This window comes from Donghicola sp. XS_ASV15 (assembly GCF_041224595.1).
GTDB lineage: Bacteria > Pseudomonadota > Alphaproteobacteria > Rhodobacterales > Rhodobacteraceae > Donghicola.
The window spans coordinates 1-17822 of record NZ_JBGFGN010000129.1; the positions used below are offsets into that span (position 1 = coordinate 1).

Here is a 17822-nt window from a genome sequence, read left to right on the forward strand (position 1 = left end):
TCGGCTTCGGCTTCGGCTTCGGCTTCGGCTTCGGCTTCGGCTTCGGCTTCGGCTTCGGCTTCGGCTTCGGCTTCGGCTTCGGCTTCGGCTTCGGCTTCGGCTTCGGCTTCGGCTTCGGCTTCGGCTTCGGCTTCGGAAGAAGTGTCCTCTACAGCCTCAGCGCTGTCATCGTTTTTTTTGACGACATCTGCGGTCTCTTCCGCAGGCGTTTCAGGGGCAACCGTCTCGGACTCTTGGGACTCTAGCTCAGCGCCGGTTTCCTGAATTTCGGACGACGCGTCCTGCGTCTCTTCCGGCTTGGCTGGTTTTTGGTCCATGGTCGTCTCAACCCCCCTAAAATCAAATAGCCTTGCGAGCATTCTTTGCCGCAACTTAGCCCCTTATTCAGGAGCTCACAATAAATCCGTCCTCGTCAAATAGGCCAGCAATGCCCTTTGCCATAGCAGGACTATCCGCCCTTGACGCAATAATAATGGTTTTTGCCCATCCTTGCGGCAGTTCCGATGCGACGGCCCAGCTTATCGCGACAACATAACGCGGGGCAGTCCCGGTCACTTGTTGCGCTAACAGCTTGGCACTCCGCGGAGAAAACAACGGCAAGACCACCGGAGAAGTTCCATCAAGCAGCGTTTTTGCTTCTTCGGACAGGTCCACAGGATTCTGGGCATAGACCACTTTTTCACGCGTCAGAATACCATGAGTCGACAAACGCTGTGCGACATCGCCCCGCGAAACTTCGCCTCGAAGGTGGAGCAGCGGGGCCTTTGGTCCCAGTCTCAGCAGCCCTTCAACCAGCCCTTCCGCATCTTCGCCCATCTGCCGCGCATTGAACCCGGCCTGCGTCGCTACAGCAGTCGTTCGTTCACCCACCGCATAGACCGGCAAATCGCGGCGGTCGGTTTTCGCGATCAGGCTCTCTACCCCATTTGCAGAGGTCACAATCAATCCCTTGATATGATCCAAGGGCAACAGATCGGGCAGGGGAGCAATGTCCAGAACTGGCGAGATCAGAACAGGCATCGGACAAGGCATCACCTGCGCCAATTCCATCGCAAACCGCTCGGCCCCTTCGCGCGGGCGCGTGATCAGGATCTTGGCGGCGGGACGGTCCATCAGGTCTCGGCATTGTAAGGTCTTTGTCCCAGTGCTACCTCGGGACAAACCGCCCTGCAATGAAAGAGACAGATGTCCGACCTGACGATCCTTGGTATCGAGAGCAGCTGTGACGACACCGGCGCCGCCATCGTGCGCGGGACGGCGGGCAATGCCCGTGTGATGTCGAACATCGTGATGGGGCAAGCCGAACTGCACGCGGCCTTTGGCGGTGTGGTCCCCGAGATTGCCGCCCGCGCCCATGCTGAAAAGGTCGATCTAGCGGTCAAGCAGGCCCTGTCCGAAGCGATGGTTTCCCTGTCCGAGGTTGATGCGATCGCCGTAACCGCAGGCCCCGGCTTGATCGGCGGTGTGCTGTCCGGCGTCATGTGCGCTAAGGGGATCGCGGCCGCTTTGGGCAAACCCTTGATCGGCGTAAACCATTTGGCAGGCCACGCTCTCACCCCGCGCCTGACCGACCGATTGACTTATCCCTATCTGATGCTGCTGGTCTCGGGAGGGCACTGTCAGTTCCTGATTGTGCGCGGACCGGACGAATTCAGCCGCGTTGGCGGCACCATCGACGACGCCCCCGGAGAGGCGTTCGACAAAGTCGCCCGCCTGCTGGCGCTGCCCCAACCCGGCGGCCCCTCGGTCGAGGAACGGGCGCGCGATGGTGATCCGAAACGGTTCCGCTTCCCCCGTCCGCTCTTGGACCGCGAGGGCTGCGACATGTCTTACTCCGGCTTGAAAACCGCTGTCTTGCGCGCACGGGACGAGGTGATGACCGACAACACCCTGACCGCCCAAGACCAAGCTGACCTTTGCGCTGGCTTCCAAGAGGCTGTCACTGCCGTTCTGGCAGAGAAGACCCGCCGCGCCCTGCGGGTCTACATGGAGTTGAACCCCAGCCAGCCCATGATCGCCGTCGCGGGTGGGGTCGCCGCGAACCAAGCGATCCGCGCCTCATTAACCACAGTCGCCGAGGAAGCAGGCGCAGGCTTCACCGCGCCTCCCCTGAAGCTGTGCACCGACAACGGCGCGATGATCGCCTATGCGGGGCTGGAACGGTTCGCTTTGGGCGAGACTGACGACATGACCCTGCAAGCCCGCCCGCGCTGGCCCTTGGACAAAAAATCCGCGCCCATGATCGGCAGCGGCAAAAAGGGAGCCAAAGCATGAGCGTTTCGGTATTGGGGGCAGGGGCGTTCGGTACAGCGCTCGCCATCACTTTGGCCGAGCGCGGCGTCACCCTATGGGCCCGCGATCCGGATGCCGCCACCGCCATGCAAAAGACCCGTGAAAATGCCACACGGCTCAAGGGTATCCACCTGCCCGACGGCCTGACCGTCACCAGCGATCTGACCACCGCCTGTGCCGCCGACACGATTCTGATGGCTGTCCCGATGCAGTCCATAGCTGCTTTTGTTGCTGAAAATACTGGCCTGCTGCGGGGCAAGACGCTTGTCGCTTGTTCCAAGGGCGTCGATCTGACCAGCCTGCGCGGCCCGACCGCTATTCTGGCCGAAGTCACGCGCGCCCCTGCGATCATCACAGGCCCCAGCTTTGCTATCGATATCGCAAGGGGCCTACCGACCGCGCTGACGCTGGCCTGTAAAAATCCAATCCTTGGCGAAGAGCTGCAAGAATCGCTTAGCTCCGCAACCATCCGCTTGTACCGCAGTACGGACCCTGTGGGCGCGGAACTTGGCGGCGCTCTGAAAAACGTCATCGCCATCGCGGCGGGGGCCGTAATGGGTGCGGGCCTTGGGGAATCCGCCCGCGCCGCCCTGATCACCCGTGGATTTGCCGAGATGATGCGGATCGCCGGACCGCTTGGTGCGATCCCCGAAACGCTAATGGGTTTGTCCGGATTTGGCGATCTGACGCTGACCTGCACGTCGCCAACCAGCCGCAACTATGCTTATGGCTTCGCGCTGGGGCAGGGCGCGGACTATGATCCGACCATCACAGTCGAAGGCGCCGCGACCGCGCGCGCCGTTGCCCGTCTGGCCCATGACAAAGGCATCGACATGCCGATCACCTCGGTGGTTGCCGCGCTGGTCGAAGGCCGTCTAGATGTATCGCAGGGCATGCAAAAGCTGCTGTCCCGCCCATTAAAAGAGGAAATCTGATGCTGTTTGCCCTGACCGCCCGTGACAAAGCTGGCGCCCTTGAGGTTCGCAAAGCCAACCGTGACGCACACCTTGCCTATATCAAAGACACAGGCGTCGTTGCCCAAGCCGGCCCTCTGCTGGATGCCGCAGGCGAGATGTGCGGATCGCTGGTCATTCTGGACGTCGATGACATGGACGCAGCGCAGGCTTGGGCCGCAGGCGACCCCTACAAAGCCGCTGATCTGTTCGAGTCCGTTGAAATTATCGCTTGGAAAAAGGTCATCGGCTGATGCGCTATTGGCTGATCAAATCCGAGCCCGACACGTGGTCTTGGGACGACCAAGTCGCCAAGGGCGACGCAGGCGAAGAATGGGACGGCGTGCGCAACTACCAAGCTCGCAACTTTATGCGAGAGATGAGGGTCGGGGACCTCGGGTTCTTCTACCACTCGCAAAAAGACAAAGCGATTGTCGGGGTGGTCGAAGTGATCGCCGAGAGCCATCCCGACAGCTCAACTGACGATCCACGCTGGGATTGCGTGGACATAAAGGCCGTCGGGCCATTCGCGACGCCAGTCACGCTGGATCAGGTCAAAGCGGATGAACGACTGGCGCAAATGGCGCTGGTAAAACAGTCGCGCCTCTCGGTCCAGCCTGTGACGGAAGAAGAATGGAAACTTCTCTGCGATTTGGGTGGCTATCCAGTATCCTGAGCGCATTCTGCGTTTAGGAGGACCCACTCATGGGCATTTTCTCGGTACTTATTGCCGCCGCTGCCGCTTGGCTGTTCGGAGCGGCCTATTACATGAAGCTCTCAAAACAATGGATCGCGGCAACCGGCATGGCCGTTGATGAAAACGGTAAGCCTGTTGGAAGCGACAACCCGCTGCCATATCTGCTCTCTGCGCTTGCGATGATCCTCGTGGCAGGAATGATGCGGCACGTATTTGCTTCCTCTGGCGTGGCCAGCTTCGGCGGTGGTCTCGCATCAGGTCTTGGCATCGGGCTGTTTTTCATTTCCCCTTGGATCATGATCAACAACGCCTACGAAGGACGGCCGTTTACATTGACGGCAATCAATAGCGGCTACGCGATCAGCGGGTGCGCCATCATTGGCGCGATCTTGGGGTTGTTTTTAAGATGAAGCGGGGTCCGGCCAAACCCGTGGCCGAACCCCTTTCCCCACATGCTCCCACACACGCGATGGATTGGTTCGGCCGTACTAGCCTGTTGAGTTATGAATAGACCGTGCGCTGTCCCCTTAGCAAACAAATAGAAGGGGGCATTTTATTCGATTACAGATCGACCCGAAAAATAACCCACACCATTAGCCCCATCATCATCGGCATCCCCAGATTTTTTGCGTACCATTCGCCGCTGTGACGTTCTGGGTCTTTGCGCTTCATCACAGTCGCCCAACCGATCGGAACAGCGATCAAAATTGCGGTTAGAAGCGGCGTATTCTGGGTCGACAACATGAGCATGCAGAAAGCGGGTCCCAGTACCGGATAGGCCATCACCCAAATCCGTTGAAATTTGGAGCGCGCGTTTTCGTCTGGGGCCTCGAATTCAGAGGCGACTGCTGGATCAGTTGGGCGGGCAAAGAGGGCGCTGAACGTTCCGAAAACGCTAAAAGCAATCAACCACCCGACTGTCAGCCGAACCGGTTGCGAGTCATCGAGGATATCAAAAAACACGGTAACCGCAGCGAACCAGATGCCTTGCTGTGCGCCATAGACAACTCTTTGCAAAGAGAACCCTTTGGGCAGATCGATCGTCAAAGCAGAGTGCTGAAAGAGAAGCAAATACGAGGCAAATGCGAAGTAGGCTGACGCCGCCAAAGCATAATCACCGCGAAAACCTTGCCATAGTGCCAGGCCCCAGCCGATCAGACCAAATAAGGGCGTGAATAAGAGTGGCGTGATGTAAGAAGGTTTCCGAAGTTCCATGAGCTCAAAGCGTTAAAAGCGGGCAAAAAAGCCCGCCCTATTGGTTAAGATGCTGATAGATCAGCCGTAAACCGATTCTTTCCCGAAATGTTTGACAAGTAGGTAATACATCACCGCGCGGTACTTGTTGCGTTCGGACCGGCCATACGTCTCGATCACCGACTGGATCGCATCCATTAATTCAGGACCATCGGACAGGCCGAGTTTCTTCATCAGGAAGCTCTTCTTGACGGTTTCCAGCTCGGATGGCTGGCTGCCTGCGACGGTCGAGGCATCAGCATTGTAGATCGATGGACCGCAGCCAATCGTGACTTTTTTCAAGAGGTCCATGTCCGGTTCTGTCCCGCATTTCTCGCGTAGATCCTCGGCATACTTGGCGATCAGATCGTCACGTTTTCCCATATCGTCTCTCCCATCTCGGGCGCACGGCCCACACTCGCTATACTTGCACGAAAATCGTAAGAGCGGGGTTGCCGTCCAGACAAGAAAATTCTGCGCGCAGGCCGTTCTGAGCACAGAAAAGGGCGCGCCACATCTGGCGCGCCCAAATCAAACCGATGCACGATCTATCACGAGTTGTCAGGCATGCCCGGGGCGACGGTTCCGTTCATCGCGTTTGCGATTACCATGTCACCAGGCAGGCTTTCAATTGCGCTCTCATCGATCTGCGGCATCTGCTTCAGGGCATCAGCGTCCTGCGACAGGATCAGCGTTTCATCTTCTGCGACGGCAAAATCATTCAGGGGCAAGGCGACCGTGTATTCACCCAGACCCAAGAAACCGCCTACGCCGACCACGGCCTCGACTCCTGTTTCACCTGCGATCACGTAGTCAATCTCGCCAACATCTTCGCCATTGATTGCCTCAACTTCCATCCCGATGACGTCATCAACGGTCTTCTGGGCCAGTGCCATCTCGGTGGTGCCTTCGTCCATCGGCATCACCGGAGCAGCGTCAGCTTGGGTGCCCATGTCCGTGGTGGTGCCGATCGCGGTGTCACCGTCCATGGGTTGTTCCATCATGATCTGACCATCAACCTCGGTCTGAGCATCCATGTCTGTGTTGCTCATCTCTGCATAAGCTGCGCCAGTCATCAAAGCGGTGGTGGCAGCGGCGGTCATCAGTTTGGTCATAAAGGTCATCATGGTTTTCCTTCTCCAGTTGCAGTGTGGAGGAGAAACAGAAAAGCTCCGGCGAATGTTTCCGCCGGAGCTTGGAATCGCCAAATTTGGCGATAACTTGCTGTGACTGCGGGGAAACCCTGTGCAGGTTCCCGCCGACAGCCTGTTAGTAACGGTAATGTTCCGGCTTGAACGGGCCTTCGGGGGTCACGCCGATATAGTCCGCTTGATCTTTGTCCAGAGTGGTCAGCTTCACGCCGATCCGGTCGAGGTGCAGGCGAGCCACCTTTTCATCCAGATGCTTGGGCAGAATGTAGACCTTGTTGTCGTACTCGTCGCCTTTGGTCCACAGCTCGATCTGAGCCAGAACCTGATTGGTGAACGATGCAGACATCACGAACGAGGGGTGACCTGTCGCGTTGCCTAGGTTCAGCAGACGGCCTTCGGACAACAAGATGATCTTGGCGCCGCTCGGCATCTCGATCATGTCCACTTGGTCTTTGATGTTGGTCCACTTGTGGTTCTTCAGGTTGGCAACCTGAATTTCGTTGTCGAAGTGGCCGATGTTACCGACGATCGCCATGTTCTTCATCTCGCGCATGTGCTCGATGCGGATGACGTCTTTGTTGCCGGTGGTGGTGATAAAGATGTCTGCGGTGTCCACGACGTCTTCCAGCAGGACGACTTCAAAGCCGTCCATGGCCGCCTGTAGTGCACAGATCGGGTCAACTTCGGTGACTTTGACACGGGCCCCAGCGCCGCGCAGCGATGCGGCCGAGCCTTTGCCCACGTCACCATAGCCACAGACCACAGCCACTTTGCCGGCCATCATCACGTCAGTGGCGCGGCGGATGCCATCAACCAGCGACTCTTTACAGCCGTACTTGTTGTCAAACTTCGACTTGGTGACCGAGTCGTTAACGTTGATCGCGGGGAAGGGCAGTTGGCCGTCACGCACCAGTTGGTACAAACGGTTGACGCCTGTGGTGGTTTCCTCGGACACGCCTTTGATCTGGTCGCGCACCTTGGTGAACCAGCCGGGGCTCTGTTCCATACGCTTCTTGATCTGCGCTTTGATGACTTCTTCTTCCTCAGACGAGGGGACAGGAATGATGTCTTCTCCAGCTTCGGCGCGGGCACCAAGCAGAACATACAGGGTCGCGTCGCCACCATCGTCGAGGATCATGTTCGGGCCCTCTTCGAACATGAAGGACTTGTCGAGATAGTCCCAATGCTCTTCGAGGGTCTGACCTTTGATCGCGAACACAGGGATGCCTGCTTCGGCAATCGCCGCGGCCGCGTGGTCTTGGGTCGAGAAAATGTTGCAGGATGCCCAACGGACGTCCGCACCCAGCGCCGCCAGCGTTTCGATCAGAACCGCGGTCTGGATAGTCATGTGCAGCGAACCAACGATGCGCGCACCCTTCAGCGGCTGGCTGTCACCGTATTCTTCGCGCAGCGCCATCAGGCCCGGCATTTCGGTCTCGGCGATGTCCAGTTCTTTGCGACCAAAGGCGGCCAGTGAAATGTCCTTGACGATGTAGTCGTTAGCCATGGGAGGCTCTCCTTCGATCTAGCGTCTTTTGCCGGTCGAAATAGCATTCAAGACCCCAACCGACAATGCAGATAGAAAAATGCATTTTTACTGTTTCAACAATGGAAACATTATCCTAAAGTGTAGGTGTGGTGGGCGACCACCACACCTCACATCGGACGACTTATTGTTCTATTTTTATCAGTGACCTTTAGCCTTTGGGGTAGTCATACCGAAGACAGATCTTCCAATCTCATTCTATCACTTTGCGAAACAATAGCACCCCCATGCTAGCGTTACGCTGGTTGGTTTTGCAAAATTTCAGGTTGCATTTTTCAACCGGATATCGCCTGAGCGGCCCCCCAACACCGCAACGGCACGGACCCAGTCAGACCCGTCAGAGCGGCTTATTTTCAAGTTCTGATAAGCAAAGTGGCACCAAAGGCACCGATGTAGCGCGAAGCCAAGTTGACTGCAGTAAAGAGTAAAATGGTACCAAATGGCGCGGACAGCAGCACCGCGCCATTTTCTTTTGAGACGCTTCATCCTAATGAGGAGACACTGCAATAGGAGCGCCCGATGCCCCCACCTCCCAGAGCTTGGCAACGCATGCTGTCTGGTCGCCGATTGGATCTGTTGGATCCGACACCGCTGGATATCGAAGTAGAGGACATCGCGCACGGTTTGGCCTTTGTCGCAAGGTGGAACGGCCAAACACTAGGGGACTATGCTTACTCTGTTGCAGAGCATTCTCTGCTCGTCGAAAAGATTTACGCTCTTCAGAACCCCAAAGCGCCGCCAAAGTGGCGGTTGGCGGCCTTGCTGCACGATGCGCCTGAATACGTGATCGGCGACATGATTTCTCCGGTCAAAGCAGCGGTTGGACCTTCTTATTCTGAACTGGACGCGAAACTGACCGCCGCGATTCACATCAGGTTCGGTCTGCCCGCGGCGCTTCCAAAGACTGTCAAAGCAGCAATCAAGCGCGCAGACCGAGTGAGCGCGTGGCTTGAAGCGGTCCAAATCGCAGGCTTCGAAGAACCCGAAGCCAATAGCTTTTTCGGGCGCCCATCGGACTCATTGCTCAAAGAGATCGAGATTACGCTGCGCCCGCCAATTGAAGTCCGCCAAGACTACACACAGCGGCACACAGAATTGCTCGCGCTTATTTAGGAGAGCGCTTCGCCAGAATGCGCTGCAACGTGCGGCGGTGCATATTCAATCGGCGCGCGGTTTCTGACACGTTGCGATCACACAGTTCATAGACGCGCTGAATGTGCTCCCACCGCACGCGATCCGCACTCATCGGGTTTTCGGGGGGCGGCGGAAGTTCATCATCTGTCGCCAGCAAGGCATTCGTGATGTCGGTTGCATCAGCAGGCTTGGACAAATAATCAGTCGCCCCGATTTTAACCGCCGCAACGGCAGTGGCGATCGCACCATATCCAGTCAGCACAACAATCCGAGAATCCGGCCGGCGCTCGCGTAGGATTTCAACAACATCCAGACCGTTGCCATCCTCGAGCCGCAAATCCACCACCGCAAAGGCAGGGGGGCGGGCCGTCGCGACAGCTTTGCCACCAGCAACAGAATCCGCGGTCTCGACAGCGAAGCCGCGTTTTTCCATCGCTTTGGCCAGTCGCCTCAGAAAGGGTTCGTCGTCGTCGACGAGCAAAAGTGTCTTGTCTACACCAATGTCGAGCTGCGCTTCTGCCATAATCAATACCTCCCCCACCGAGCATACCGGCCCTCTAGTTTTAGGGCTAAGGTCGGTGTGCGTCAAACATTCGCAGCGACTACTTGCGATCTAGAAAGCACTGAATTCCATCGGCCATTTGCTCTGGCCCCAGTTCGCGGCGGAAGAATTCAAGAAAGCCGTCTTCTGGTTTGACGAGATAACTGAAGGTCGAGTGATCCACCAAATACCAGTCAGGATCGTCGGATTCATTTTTCTTGTAGTAGGTGCGATAGGCTTGGCTGGCGGCTTTCACCTGCTCTGGCGAACCGGTCAAACCGATCATGTCTGGGTGCACGTTCTTGGCAAACTCATCCACGACCTCGGGCGTGTCGCGCTGCGGGTCGATAGAAATAAAGACAGGCTGAATATCATATCCGCGCTCGGTCAGAATATCGACGGCTTCGGCATTTCTGACCGTGTCAAAGGGGCAAACATCGGGGCAGAAGGTGTAACCGAAGTAAACGATGCTGGGTTTTGTGATCACCTCTGCGTCCGTCACGGTTTCGCCCCGACCATTCACCAACTCGAACGGACCGCCAATGGCGGAGGCTCCGCCCGCGATCTGGGTTGTGCGACAATCCGCAAATGCGTCCTCAGGCCCCTGTGTCAGAACAAATGCTGCTGTTCCGCCAACCACGATTGCGACCGCTGCCGCTGCTCCGATAGCCAGAGCTTTCTGCATCCCCATCTCCTTTGTACAATCGTGCCGTTGATACCAAAAGCGGCGGCCCGTAACAAGGGTTTACCTTGTCGCAACCTAAGTAGTCATCGTCATGGCAGATACTAGCCTATTCTCGACCGGTTTCGGTGGCCCAAACCACTTTGTCCGCCTGCGCACCATGATCTTGTTGCGATGGCTCGCAATTGGCGGGCAGTTGATGGCGATTTCGGTGGGCCAATGGCTTTATGGTCTCCAGCTCGAAATCGGGCTTTGTTTTATGGCCGTTGGTGTCTCGGTCATCGGTAACTTGATTTCCCTGTTCGTCTTTCCGCAGAACAAGCGCCTGTCAGAAACCGAGAACTTCCTGATGGTCCTTTTCGACATCCTGCAACTGGGGTTCCTGCTTTATCTGACGGGTGGCCTGCACAATCCCTTTGCACTGCTGGTCCTTGGGCCAGTGACCGTATCCTCTGCGGTCATGAGCCTGCGATCTTATTTGATCCTCGGGACCACCGCTGTTGTGATTGTCACGCTGCTGGCGAAATACCACATCCTCCTTCACACTCAGGCCGGCGAGGTTTTGACGGTTCCCGACCTGTTCGTTTTCGGAACCTGGCTGGCAATCGTCATCGGAGTGATGTTCCTCGGGCTTTATGCCCGCCGCGTCACATCAGAGATGCATACAATGTCAAACGCGCTTCAAGCCACGCAGATGGCGCTCTCTCGCGAGCAGAAGCTCACAGATCTTGGCGGCGTGGTGGCGGCGGCGGCGCACGAGTTGGGAACCCCGCTCGCGACAATCAAGCTGACCAGTTCAGAGCTGGCCGATGAGTTGGAAGATCGTCCAGACCTGCAAGAAGACGCGCTGCTGATCAGAGAGCAAGCAGACCGCTGCCGTGACATCCTTCAGACCATGGGACGCGCCGGCAAAGATGACCTGCATTTGCGATATGCGCCCTTAACCACGGTTCTGGAAGAAGCAGCAGAACCTCACACAGCGCGCGGTGCAGAGGTCATCTTTGACTTTGACCAAAAAGACGACTCCGAAGTCCCCACGATCTTGCGTCGGCCCGAATTTATTCATGGCATCCGGAATCTAGTGCAGAACGCAGTCGATTTCTCTCGGACCACAGTCTGGATCGAGGCGCGCTGGACCGAGAAAACCATCACTGTCCGCATCATTGATGATGGCAAGGGCTACCCCGTCAGCATAATTGGTCGCATCGGTGATCCTTTCGTTCGCAGGCGCAGAGTAGAGCGCGATCTAAGCCAGCGGCCCGAGTACGAGGGCATGGGCTTGGGGCTTTTCATCGCCAAAACGTTACTAGAACGTATAGGCGCTGAATTGACTTTTGCGAATGGATCTAATGCTTCAGAACCCGAATCGCTCAACTCAGAGCAGTGCGGCGCGATCGTTGAAGTCGTGCTCCCTAGGGCTAAATTCGAGGCTTCCAAGGGGGAAAGGGCAAAAATCGGGTCCAAAAACCCACAAATGATATAATTTTCGCAATTAGATAGTTGCGCTACTGAATTTCAACTCTACCGTGAGATTATCTCTTAGGGAGAGTTACATGTTACCGTTGCCACCGCATCTTGTTTTAGTCCTTGTAGCCTCTTCAATTCTTGCAGGCGCACTTGCAGCATTGGCGATCTTGATCGCCACACATTCCAGAGACACTCCGGCACAACCCGAGAGTGACTCAGTGCGCAGAAGTCCAAAGAAAGATAGCGCGGCGGATCTGATGGATCAGGAAGCCGAAGCACAAGGCGGCAGTCTCATCCAGACGCTTACCAAAACACTCGCACATCTGACGGTTGGTGTCGCGATTTTTGACAGAGACGGGCGGTTGGTGCTCTTTAATCCAGCATTGATGGAGCTTTCCGCGCTTCCTCTCGATATTCTGACGCGCCGCCCGCGGCTGCTGGATTTCTTTGATCAGCTTCGCAGCCAAGGTATTTTACCAGAACCCAAAGACTACACAGCATGGCGCAAGAAATACGCCGAGCTCGGTGAGAATGCCCCCGACATGGTCGAAGAGCTATGGAGTTTGCCATCTGGACTGACATACCGCGTGACCGCGCAATCGTTCCGCAATGGAAGCATGTCTTTGATGATTGAGGATATCTCGAATGAACTCAGCGCGACACGCGGCATTCGCGCCCGCGTTCGCCAGAACGAATCCATTTTGAACAGCATTGACGAGCCATTGTGCGTGTATTCTGGCACCGGCCAGCTGTCCTTCTCGAACCGCGCATTCAAAGAGCGCTGGGGCACCGCCGAAGCGCGAAAAGTCGGACGGATGCGCGATGCTATTGGTCAATGGCAATCCCAAACAGCGATCAACCAGAACTGGAACAAGCTCGCCGCCTTTTCCGAGCGGCTAGATCATCGCGATGAATGGAGCTTTGACGCATCTTTCCTTGATGGTGACAAATATTCGGTCCGCGTGAATCCGGTGACCGGTGGCGGTACCATGCTTCGCTTTCTGCGGCGGGAAGAGATGAATTCTCTGTTTGAAACTGCGCACAGCAGGTTGCAGGTAGAGGGCGCTCGGTCCATCTTCGCAACCGATGGAAAAGCAATTTGATCTCTCAAGCCCAGAAGCAACCCAGCGCTTCGCTGAAACACTTGCCCCGCTCTTAGCTGCGGGGGATGTCCTTTTGCTCGAGGGGCCGATTGGCGCGGGCAAAACTCACTTTGCGCGATCTCTCATCCAAGCGCTTCTGACCGAACCCGAGGATATTCCGTCACCGACATTCACTATCGTGCAGGTTTACGACGGGCCAAACTGCGAGATCTGGCACAGCGACCTTTATCGCCTGAGTCACCCGGACGAAGCCATCGAACTGGGCCTCGAGGATGCCTTCGAGACAGCGATCTGCCTGATCGAATGGCCCGACCGATTAGGAGAGGCGGCACCGGATCAAGCTCTGCGTATTGCCTTCGAAGTGGGGAATGACCTGTCGTCTCGCCGTGTCACCGTGGCATTGACCTCTCCGACTTGGCGCGCGAAACTTGAAGGTCTGTCATGAGCCTGAGCGCTTTTCTACAGGCAGCAGGTTGGCAGAATGCTCATATCCAACCCATGACCGGTGATGCATCTGCCCGCCAATATGCGCGACTTCACAGCAAAGGGCGCAGCGCGATTCTGATGCAAGCGCCCAACGATGGCAGCACGCATGCATTTGTTGCGGTCGATCACTACTTGCGAGCGCAGAGCCTCGCTGCTCCAACAATCTATGCAGCACAACCGGACCAAGGGTTGCTCATCACCGAAGATTTCGGAGACACGCGTTTTGCCGATGTGACAGACAAAGACGCGGCGAACGCATCCAATCTTTACGAGCTCGCTACCGATGTGCTGATCCATCTATCGCGGGTGCCTGCGATGGCGGATCGCAGCATTTACGATGGCAAGACAATGGCGACGCAAGCGGCCCTTATTTTTGAATGGGCGCTGCCAGGGAAACCGCTTCCAGATCAAACCATGGCGGCTCCTTTGAAAGACGCGTTGATCCGCGCAGCACTCCCTTTTGATCGTGGGCGCCGAGTGACCATGCTGCGCGATTACCACGCTGAAAACCTGATGCTCCGCGAAGCAAGTGGCCTCGGGGCGGCAGGTCTTTTGGATTTTCAGGATGCTATGCTGGCCCATCCCGCATACGATCTGGTTTCTTTGCTTCAGGATGCACGCCGAGATGTTGATCCTGCAATCGAAGAAGAGATGACCTTCCGATACATGGCATGTGCGGACCATGACAGTACAGATTTCTACGCGGCCTACGCGCTTTATGGTGTTGGCCGTGCGCTCAGAATTCTAGGGATTTTTGCGCGTCTCGCCTCGAGAGATGGCAAAACCAGATATCTCGATTTCGTGCCGCGCGTTCGCGCAAATCTGATCCGAAATCTGGCACATCCGCACCTGTCAGATGTGGCAGGTATTCTGGACCCATGGCTGGAGAGCACGACATGACTTTGCGCTACCCTGTGATGCTATTTGCGGCCGGTTTTGGAACCCGAATGGGAGAGTTAACCAAAGTCCGGCCAAAGCCTCTGGTGTCTGTTGCGGATCGTCCGTTGCTCGATCATGCAATTGATCTGGTCCAAGAGGCTTCGGCGCCTCGGATCGTGGTGAACACACACTACCTCGGGGATCAGATCGCCGCGCATCTCGGGGGCAGCGGCATCACTATCAGCCATGAGACACCCAACATTCTGGACACCGGTGGAGGCTTGCGAAACGCGCTCCCCCTGCTGAGAAGCGAGACTGTGTTTACGATGAATACGGATGCCGTCTGGTCGGGCCCGAACCCGCTGGCGGTGCTTCAGTCTGCTTGGGACGCGGACAAAATGGATGCGCTCTTGCTCTGTTTGCCCAAGGAGAACGCGCTCGGCCACAAGGGTCAGGGCGATTTTGTCTCCAACGGAGACAATCCAGCTCAGCGCGGACCGGGTCTTATTTACAGCGGGGCACAGATCATCAAAACGGGCGGCCTCTTTGATGTCCCCGAGGACACCTTTTCGCTGAACGTGCTCTGGACGCGCATGATCGAAGCAAAGCGCTTGTATATCATCTCTTATGACGGCCATTGGTGCGACGTCGGGCATCCCGGCGGCATCACGATGGCCGAGGAAATGCTGGAAACTTATGGCACTATTTGACCCAATTCGCGGTCCGCGCGTCTTTGGAATGCCGATGGGGGCAGATTTCACGCGGGACTTTACGCTCGGCCTGATGGACCGCCTAGACCGGTTGCCCCCACACGAACAGGCGCAAGTCGAAGTATACGTGAACACGGCGCGCATGAAGCGGCGTATGCACGAAATTTTTGACGAAAGGGGCGCGCGCCTGCTGCCCCGCATTCGGTTAATCGGCGAGTTGGCGGAGCTGCCCGGCCCCGACCCAATGCCACCGGCCGTACCCGCGCTGAGAAAGCGTTTAGAGCTGGTGACGCTGATCCGCCAACTCTTGCTGACTGCGCCCGATATCGCGCCGCGCACCGCTTTGTTTTCTTTGGCGGATTCACTCGCTGCGTTGATGGACGAAATGCAGTCAGAACGGGTTGATCCCCAAAAGCTCCATGAACTGGATGTTTCCGATCAATCCGGCCACTGGCAGCGGGCTTTGACCTTCGTGCGGATCGTGGAGCAGTTCCTCGAGGACAGCGCAACCAAACCCGATCGGCTGGCACGTCAGCGGATGATTGTTGAGGCTTTGGAAACATACTGGCAAGAACACGTCCCTCTGCATCCCGTGATTGTCGCAGGCTCGACCGGATCGCGCGGCGCCACTTGCGCCTTTATGCAGTCGGTCGCCCGTTTGCCTCAGGGCGCGATTGTCCTGCCCGGCTTCGACTACGACCTGCCCGCAAAGGTATGGTCCGGCATGGATGACGTTCTGACGGCCGAGGATCATCCCCAGTTCCGGTTCCGGAATCTGATGGACACCTTCGGCTTTGCCCAAGAGGACGTCCTGCCTTGGTGCGACATCGGCCCGGTGAATGCTGCCAGAAACAGGCTCGTCTCCTTGGCGCTGCGGCCCGCGCCCGTCACCGATGCATGGTTGGACGAAGGTCCCAGTCTGCCAGACCTAACAGACGCTGCTGCGCAGCTCACCTTGGTCGAAGCCCCCGATCCGCGCACCGAAGCGAATGCCATCGCTTTGATCATGCGCAGCGCGTTGGAAGAGGGGCGCTCTGCTGCTTTGGTCAGTTCCGATCCTGTGCTCAACCGCATGGTCAAAGCCGCCTTGGACCGTTGGAACCTTGTGCCTGACGATTCCAAAGGCGATCTGGTGCCCCTTTCGCCTCCGGGCCGTATCTTGCGCCAAATGGCAGAGCTGTACGGTACCCGGGTGAGTGCGGATGCGCTGCTGCGCGTGTTGAAGCACCCGCTAACCCACTCTGGCCACCTCTCCGGCGAGGAGGCACGCGGAAACCATCTTCGTCGCACACGCGATCTGGAATTGGAAATCCGTCGCAAAGGTATCGCGTATCCTGATGAACGGTGGCTCCAAGCTTGGATCGAAACCAAGTACAAAGGCGAAGAAGGAACCGCCGCATGGGCGGCGTGGATCACCCAGAACCTGCTGCAATTGCCTGATTTGGGCGAAGCGCCTTTGCAATCCTATGTCGAGGATCATATCGAGCGCACGATCCGCATCGTCGCTGGTCCCGAGGGCGAAAGCTCGACCCTCTGGCGAAATGCAGCAGGCCGCGTGACGAAACCCCTGATCGACGAATTCCGGCGAGAGGCGCATGTGGGCGGCGACATCACCGCCTTTGATTACGTGGGGCTGCTTTACGGTGTGCTGACTGGCGCCGAAATCCGAGACCGCGATACGGGCCATCCGATGCTCAGTATTTGGGGCACGCGCGATGTGCGGGTCGAGCGGGCTGATGTGATGATCCTTGCTGGTTTGAACGAAGGCTCGTGGCCCAACGCACCGCGCCCAGATCCGTGGCTGAACCGCGCGATGCGCGCGCGAGTCGGGTTGAACCTGCCAGAGCGGGACATTGGCTTGGCCGCACATGACTTCCAACAGGCGATCACGGCGCCAGAGGTGGTGCTGACCCGCGCGGTTCGCTCGGACGATGCCCAAACCGTGCCGTCGCGCTGGCTGAATCGGCTTACGAACCTTATGTCAGGCCTGCCGATGATCAACGGGGCAGAAGCCTTGGGCGCCATGCGCAAGCGCGGACGCCATTGGGTCGAGCTTGCCGAAGCTATGGAAATTCCGGGCGACATCCCACGGGCACAACGTCCCAGCCCGTGCCCCCCGATCGAGGCGCGCCCACGCCAGATGTCAGTGACGGAAATCCAGACCCTAATCCGGGATCCCTACGCCATCTACGCCAAGCATGTACTGCGCCTGCGCAAGCTGGACCCTTTGGGTCGTGACCCGGACGCCCGCTTGCGCGGGACTGTGTTGCACCGCGTGCTAGAGTTATTCACCAAGGCGGGGCCCGTTACAGGCACTGCCGAAGACCGCGAACGCCTGCTGAAGATTGCTGATGGTGTACTGCTGGAAGAAGTTCCGTGGACCGTCACACGCACTTTCTACCGTGGCCGGATTGAGAAGTTCGCCGATTGGTTCATCAAGGCAGAAGCCGAACGCCAGACACGGCTGCAAACACTGGGCCGAGAGGTTACCGGCAAACTTTCGATCAACGTCGGGGACTTTACCCTGACGGCCAAGGCCGACCGCATTGATCAGGACGACAAAGGCCGCTTGCATTTGTTCGACTATAAAACCGGCGGCGCACCCAAGGACAAAGAGCAGACCTATTTCGACAAACAGCTGCTCTTGATGGCGATGATGGCCGAAGAGGGCGCGTTCCATGGCATCGACCCAGCTGACGTCGCCAGCGCGATCTACATCTCTCTGAAGGAAATGGACGAAACCGCCGCGCCCTTGGACAAAGACCCGACAGACAAGGTGAAGGGCGAGTTCTTTAGCTTGCTGTCGTCCTATCGCGACGTGGACAAGGGCTACACCTCGCGCCGTGCCGTCAAGAACGAGACGTTCGAGGGCGATTTCGACCATCTGGCCCGCTACGGCGAATGGGAGCCAACCGACGATGCCAATCCCGAGGTGCTGGAATGAACGT

The 17822-nt window shown here is 57.4% G+C and carries 19 protein-coding genes and 1 pseudogene; 12 read left to right on the forward strand and 8 right to left on the reverse strand.

Going from position 1 to position 17822, the window contains the following annotated elements; all coding sequences use genetic code 11:
• Together AB9K37_RS08310 and AB9K37_RS08315 are read right to left on the reverse strand one after the other, a co-directional pair.
• Positions 1–317, reverse strand: a pseudogene (locus AB9K37_RS08310) (hypothetical protein); the annotation flags it as partial.
• A gap of 67 nt (positions 318–384) precedes the next feature.
• On the reverse strand, positions 385–1050 hold the full coding sequence (locus AB9K37_RS08315; RefSeq protein ID WP_369837088.1) for a uroporphyrinogen-III synthase: 666 nt from the start codon (positions 1048–1050) through the stop codon (positions 385–387).
• Between the two features lie 135 nt (positions 1051–1185).
• On the opposite strand from AB9K37_RS08315, the gene tsaD reads away from it, so the two are divergent.
• Genes tsaD through AB9K37_RS08340 form a run of 5 tightly spaced genes read left to right on the forward strand, consistent with a single transcriptional unit; the run spans position 1186 to position 4352 of the window.
• Positions 1186–2274 (forward strand): tRNA (adenosine(37)-N6)-threonylcarbamoyltransferase complex transferase subunit TsaD, encoded by a 1089-nt coding sequence (tsaD, locus tag AB9K37_RS08320; RefSeq protein ID WP_369837090.1) that lies wholly within the window; start codon positions 1186–1188, stop codon positions 2272–2274.
• Entirely contained in the window at positions 2271–3227 is a 957-nt protein-coding gene (locus tag AB9K37_RS08325) for an NAD(P)H-dependent glycerol-3-phosphate dehydrogenase (protein ID WP_369837092.1), read from the forward strand. Before tsaD ends, AB9K37_RS08325 begins: the two co-directional genes overlap by 4 nt.
• Positions 3227–3499, forward strand: coding sequence for a YciI family protein (locus tag AB9K37_RS08330; protein ID WP_369837094.1), 273 nt, complete (start codon positions 3227–3229; stop codon positions 3497–3499). Before AB9K37_RS08325 ends, AB9K37_RS08330 begins: the two co-directional genes overlap by 1 nt.
• The gene (locus tag AB9K37_RS08335) at positions 3499–3921 is read left to right on the forward strand and encodes an EVE domain-containing protein (RefSeq protein ID WP_369837097.1); all 423 of its coding nucleotides are present in this window, start codon (positions 3499–3501) and stop codon (positions 3919–3921) included. Before AB9K37_RS08330 ends, AB9K37_RS08335 begins: the two co-directional genes overlap by 1 nt.
• A 29-nt stretch (positions 3922–3950) precedes the next feature.
• Positions 3951–4352: a DUF1761 domain-containing protein gene (locus tag AB9K37_RS08340; RefSeq protein WP_369837099.1), complete on the forward strand. Its 402-nt coding sequence runs from the start codon at positions 3951–3953 to the stop codon at positions 4350–4352.
• A 151-nt stretch (positions 4353–4503) separates the two neighbouring features.
• On the opposite strand, the gene AB9K37_RS08345 is transcribed toward AB9K37_RS08340, so the two are convergent.
• The 4 genes from AB9K37_RS08345 to ahcY form a co-directional block, all read right to left on the reverse strand.
• Positions 4504–5157, reverse strand: coding sequence for a hypothetical protein (locus AB9K37_RS08345; protein WP_369837101.1), 654 nt, complete (start codon positions 5155–5157; stop codon positions 4504–4506).
• 60 nt (positions 5158–5217) lie between these two features.
• Complete coding sequence (locus AB9K37_RS08350) at positions 5218–5559, reverse strand: DUF2853 family protein (protein ID WP_369837103.1); 342 nt, start codon at positions 5557–5559, stop codon at positions 5218–5220.
• A 167-nt stretch (positions 5560–5726) separates the two neighbouring features.
• Positions 5727–6299 carry a PRC-barrel domain-containing protein gene (locus AB9K37_RS08355; RefSeq protein WP_369837106.1) on the reverse strand — a complete coding sequence of 191 codons (573 nt, stop codon included), beginning with the start codon at positions 6297–6299 and terminating at the stop codon, positions 5727–5729.
• Positions 6300–6444: 145 nt separating this feature from the next.
• Positions 6445–7833, reverse strand: a complete 1389-nt coding sequence (ahcY, locus tag AB9K37_RS08360) for an adenosylhomocysteinase (protein WP_369837109.1) — start codon at positions 7831–7833, stop codon at positions 6445–6447.
• Positions 7834–8391: 558 nt separating this feature from the next.
• Between ahcY and AB9K37_RS08365 the strand changes: the two genes are divergently transcribed.
• On the forward strand, positions 8392–8985 hold the full coding sequence (locus tag AB9K37_RS08365) for an HD domain-containing protein (RefSeq protein ID WP_369837112.1): 594 nt from the start codon (positions 8392–8394) through the stop codon (positions 8983–8985).
• Here AB9K37_RS08365 and AB9K37_RS08370 read toward each other — a convergent pair.
• Both AB9K37_RS08370 and AB9K37_RS08375 read right to left on the reverse strand, forming a co-directional pair.
• Positions 8978–9529 (reverse strand): ActR/PrrA/RegA family redox response regulator transcription factor, encoded by a 552-nt coding sequence (locus AB9K37_RS08370; protein WP_369837115.1) that lies wholly within the window; start codon positions 9527–9529, stop codon positions 8978–8980. The genes AB9K37_RS08365 and AB9K37_RS08370 overlap by 8 nt on opposite strands.
• 79 nt (positions 9530–9608) lie before the next feature.
• Entirely contained in the window at positions 9609–10232 is a 624-nt protein-coding gene (locus AB9K37_RS08375) for an SCO family protein (RefSeq protein ID WP_369837118.1), read from the reverse strand.
• Positions 10233–10323: 91 nt separating this feature from the next.
• Here AB9K37_RS08375 and regB point away from each other — a divergent pair, with 91 nt between their 5' ends.
• The 6 genes from regB to addB all read left to right on the forward strand — a co-directional run bounded on the left by regB (position 10324) and on the right by addB (position 17818).
• The gene (gene regB, locus AB9K37_RS08380; protein WP_369837121.1) at positions 10324–11712 is read left to right on the forward strand and encodes a sensor histidine kinase RegB; all 1389 of its coding nucleotides are present in this window, start codon (positions 10324–10326) and stop codon (positions 11710–11712) included.
• 202 nt (positions 11713–11914) lie between these two features.
• Positions 11915–12799 carry a PAS-domain containing protein gene (locus tag AB9K37_RS08385; RefSeq protein WP_369837124.1) on the forward strand — a complete coding sequence of 295 codons (885 nt, stop codon included), beginning with the start codon at positions 11915–11917 and terminating at the stop codon, positions 12797–12799.
• Entirely contained in the window at positions 12783–13244 is a 462-nt protein-coding gene (gene tsaE, locus AB9K37_RS08390) for a tRNA (adenosine(37)-N6)-threonylcarbamoyltransferase complex ATPase subunit type 1 TsaE (protein ID WP_369837127.1), read from the forward strand. Before AB9K37_RS08385 ends, tsaE begins: the two co-directional genes overlap by 17 nt.
• A complete protein-coding gene (locus tag AB9K37_RS08395) occupies positions 13241–14185 on the forward strand; it encodes an aminoglycoside phosphotransferase family protein (protein ID WP_369837130.1) in 945 nt (314 codons plus the stop codon). The genes tsaE and AB9K37_RS08395 overlap by 4 nt, the downstream gene beginning before the upstream one ends.
• Positions 14182–14874, forward strand: coding sequence for a nucleotidyltransferase family protein (locus tag AB9K37_RS08400; protein WP_369837133.1), 693 nt, complete (start codon positions 14182–14184; stop codon positions 14872–14874). The genes AB9K37_RS08395 and AB9K37_RS08400 overlap by 4 nt, the downstream gene beginning before the upstream one ends.
• Complete coding sequence (addB, locus tag AB9K37_RS08405) at positions 14861–17818, forward strand: double-strand break repair protein AddB (protein WP_369837137.1); 2958 nt, start codon at positions 14861–14863, stop codon at positions 17816–17818. Before AB9K37_RS08400 ends, addB begins: the two co-directional genes overlap by 14 nt.
• The last annotated feature ends 4 nt before the right edge of the window (positions 17819–17822 follow it).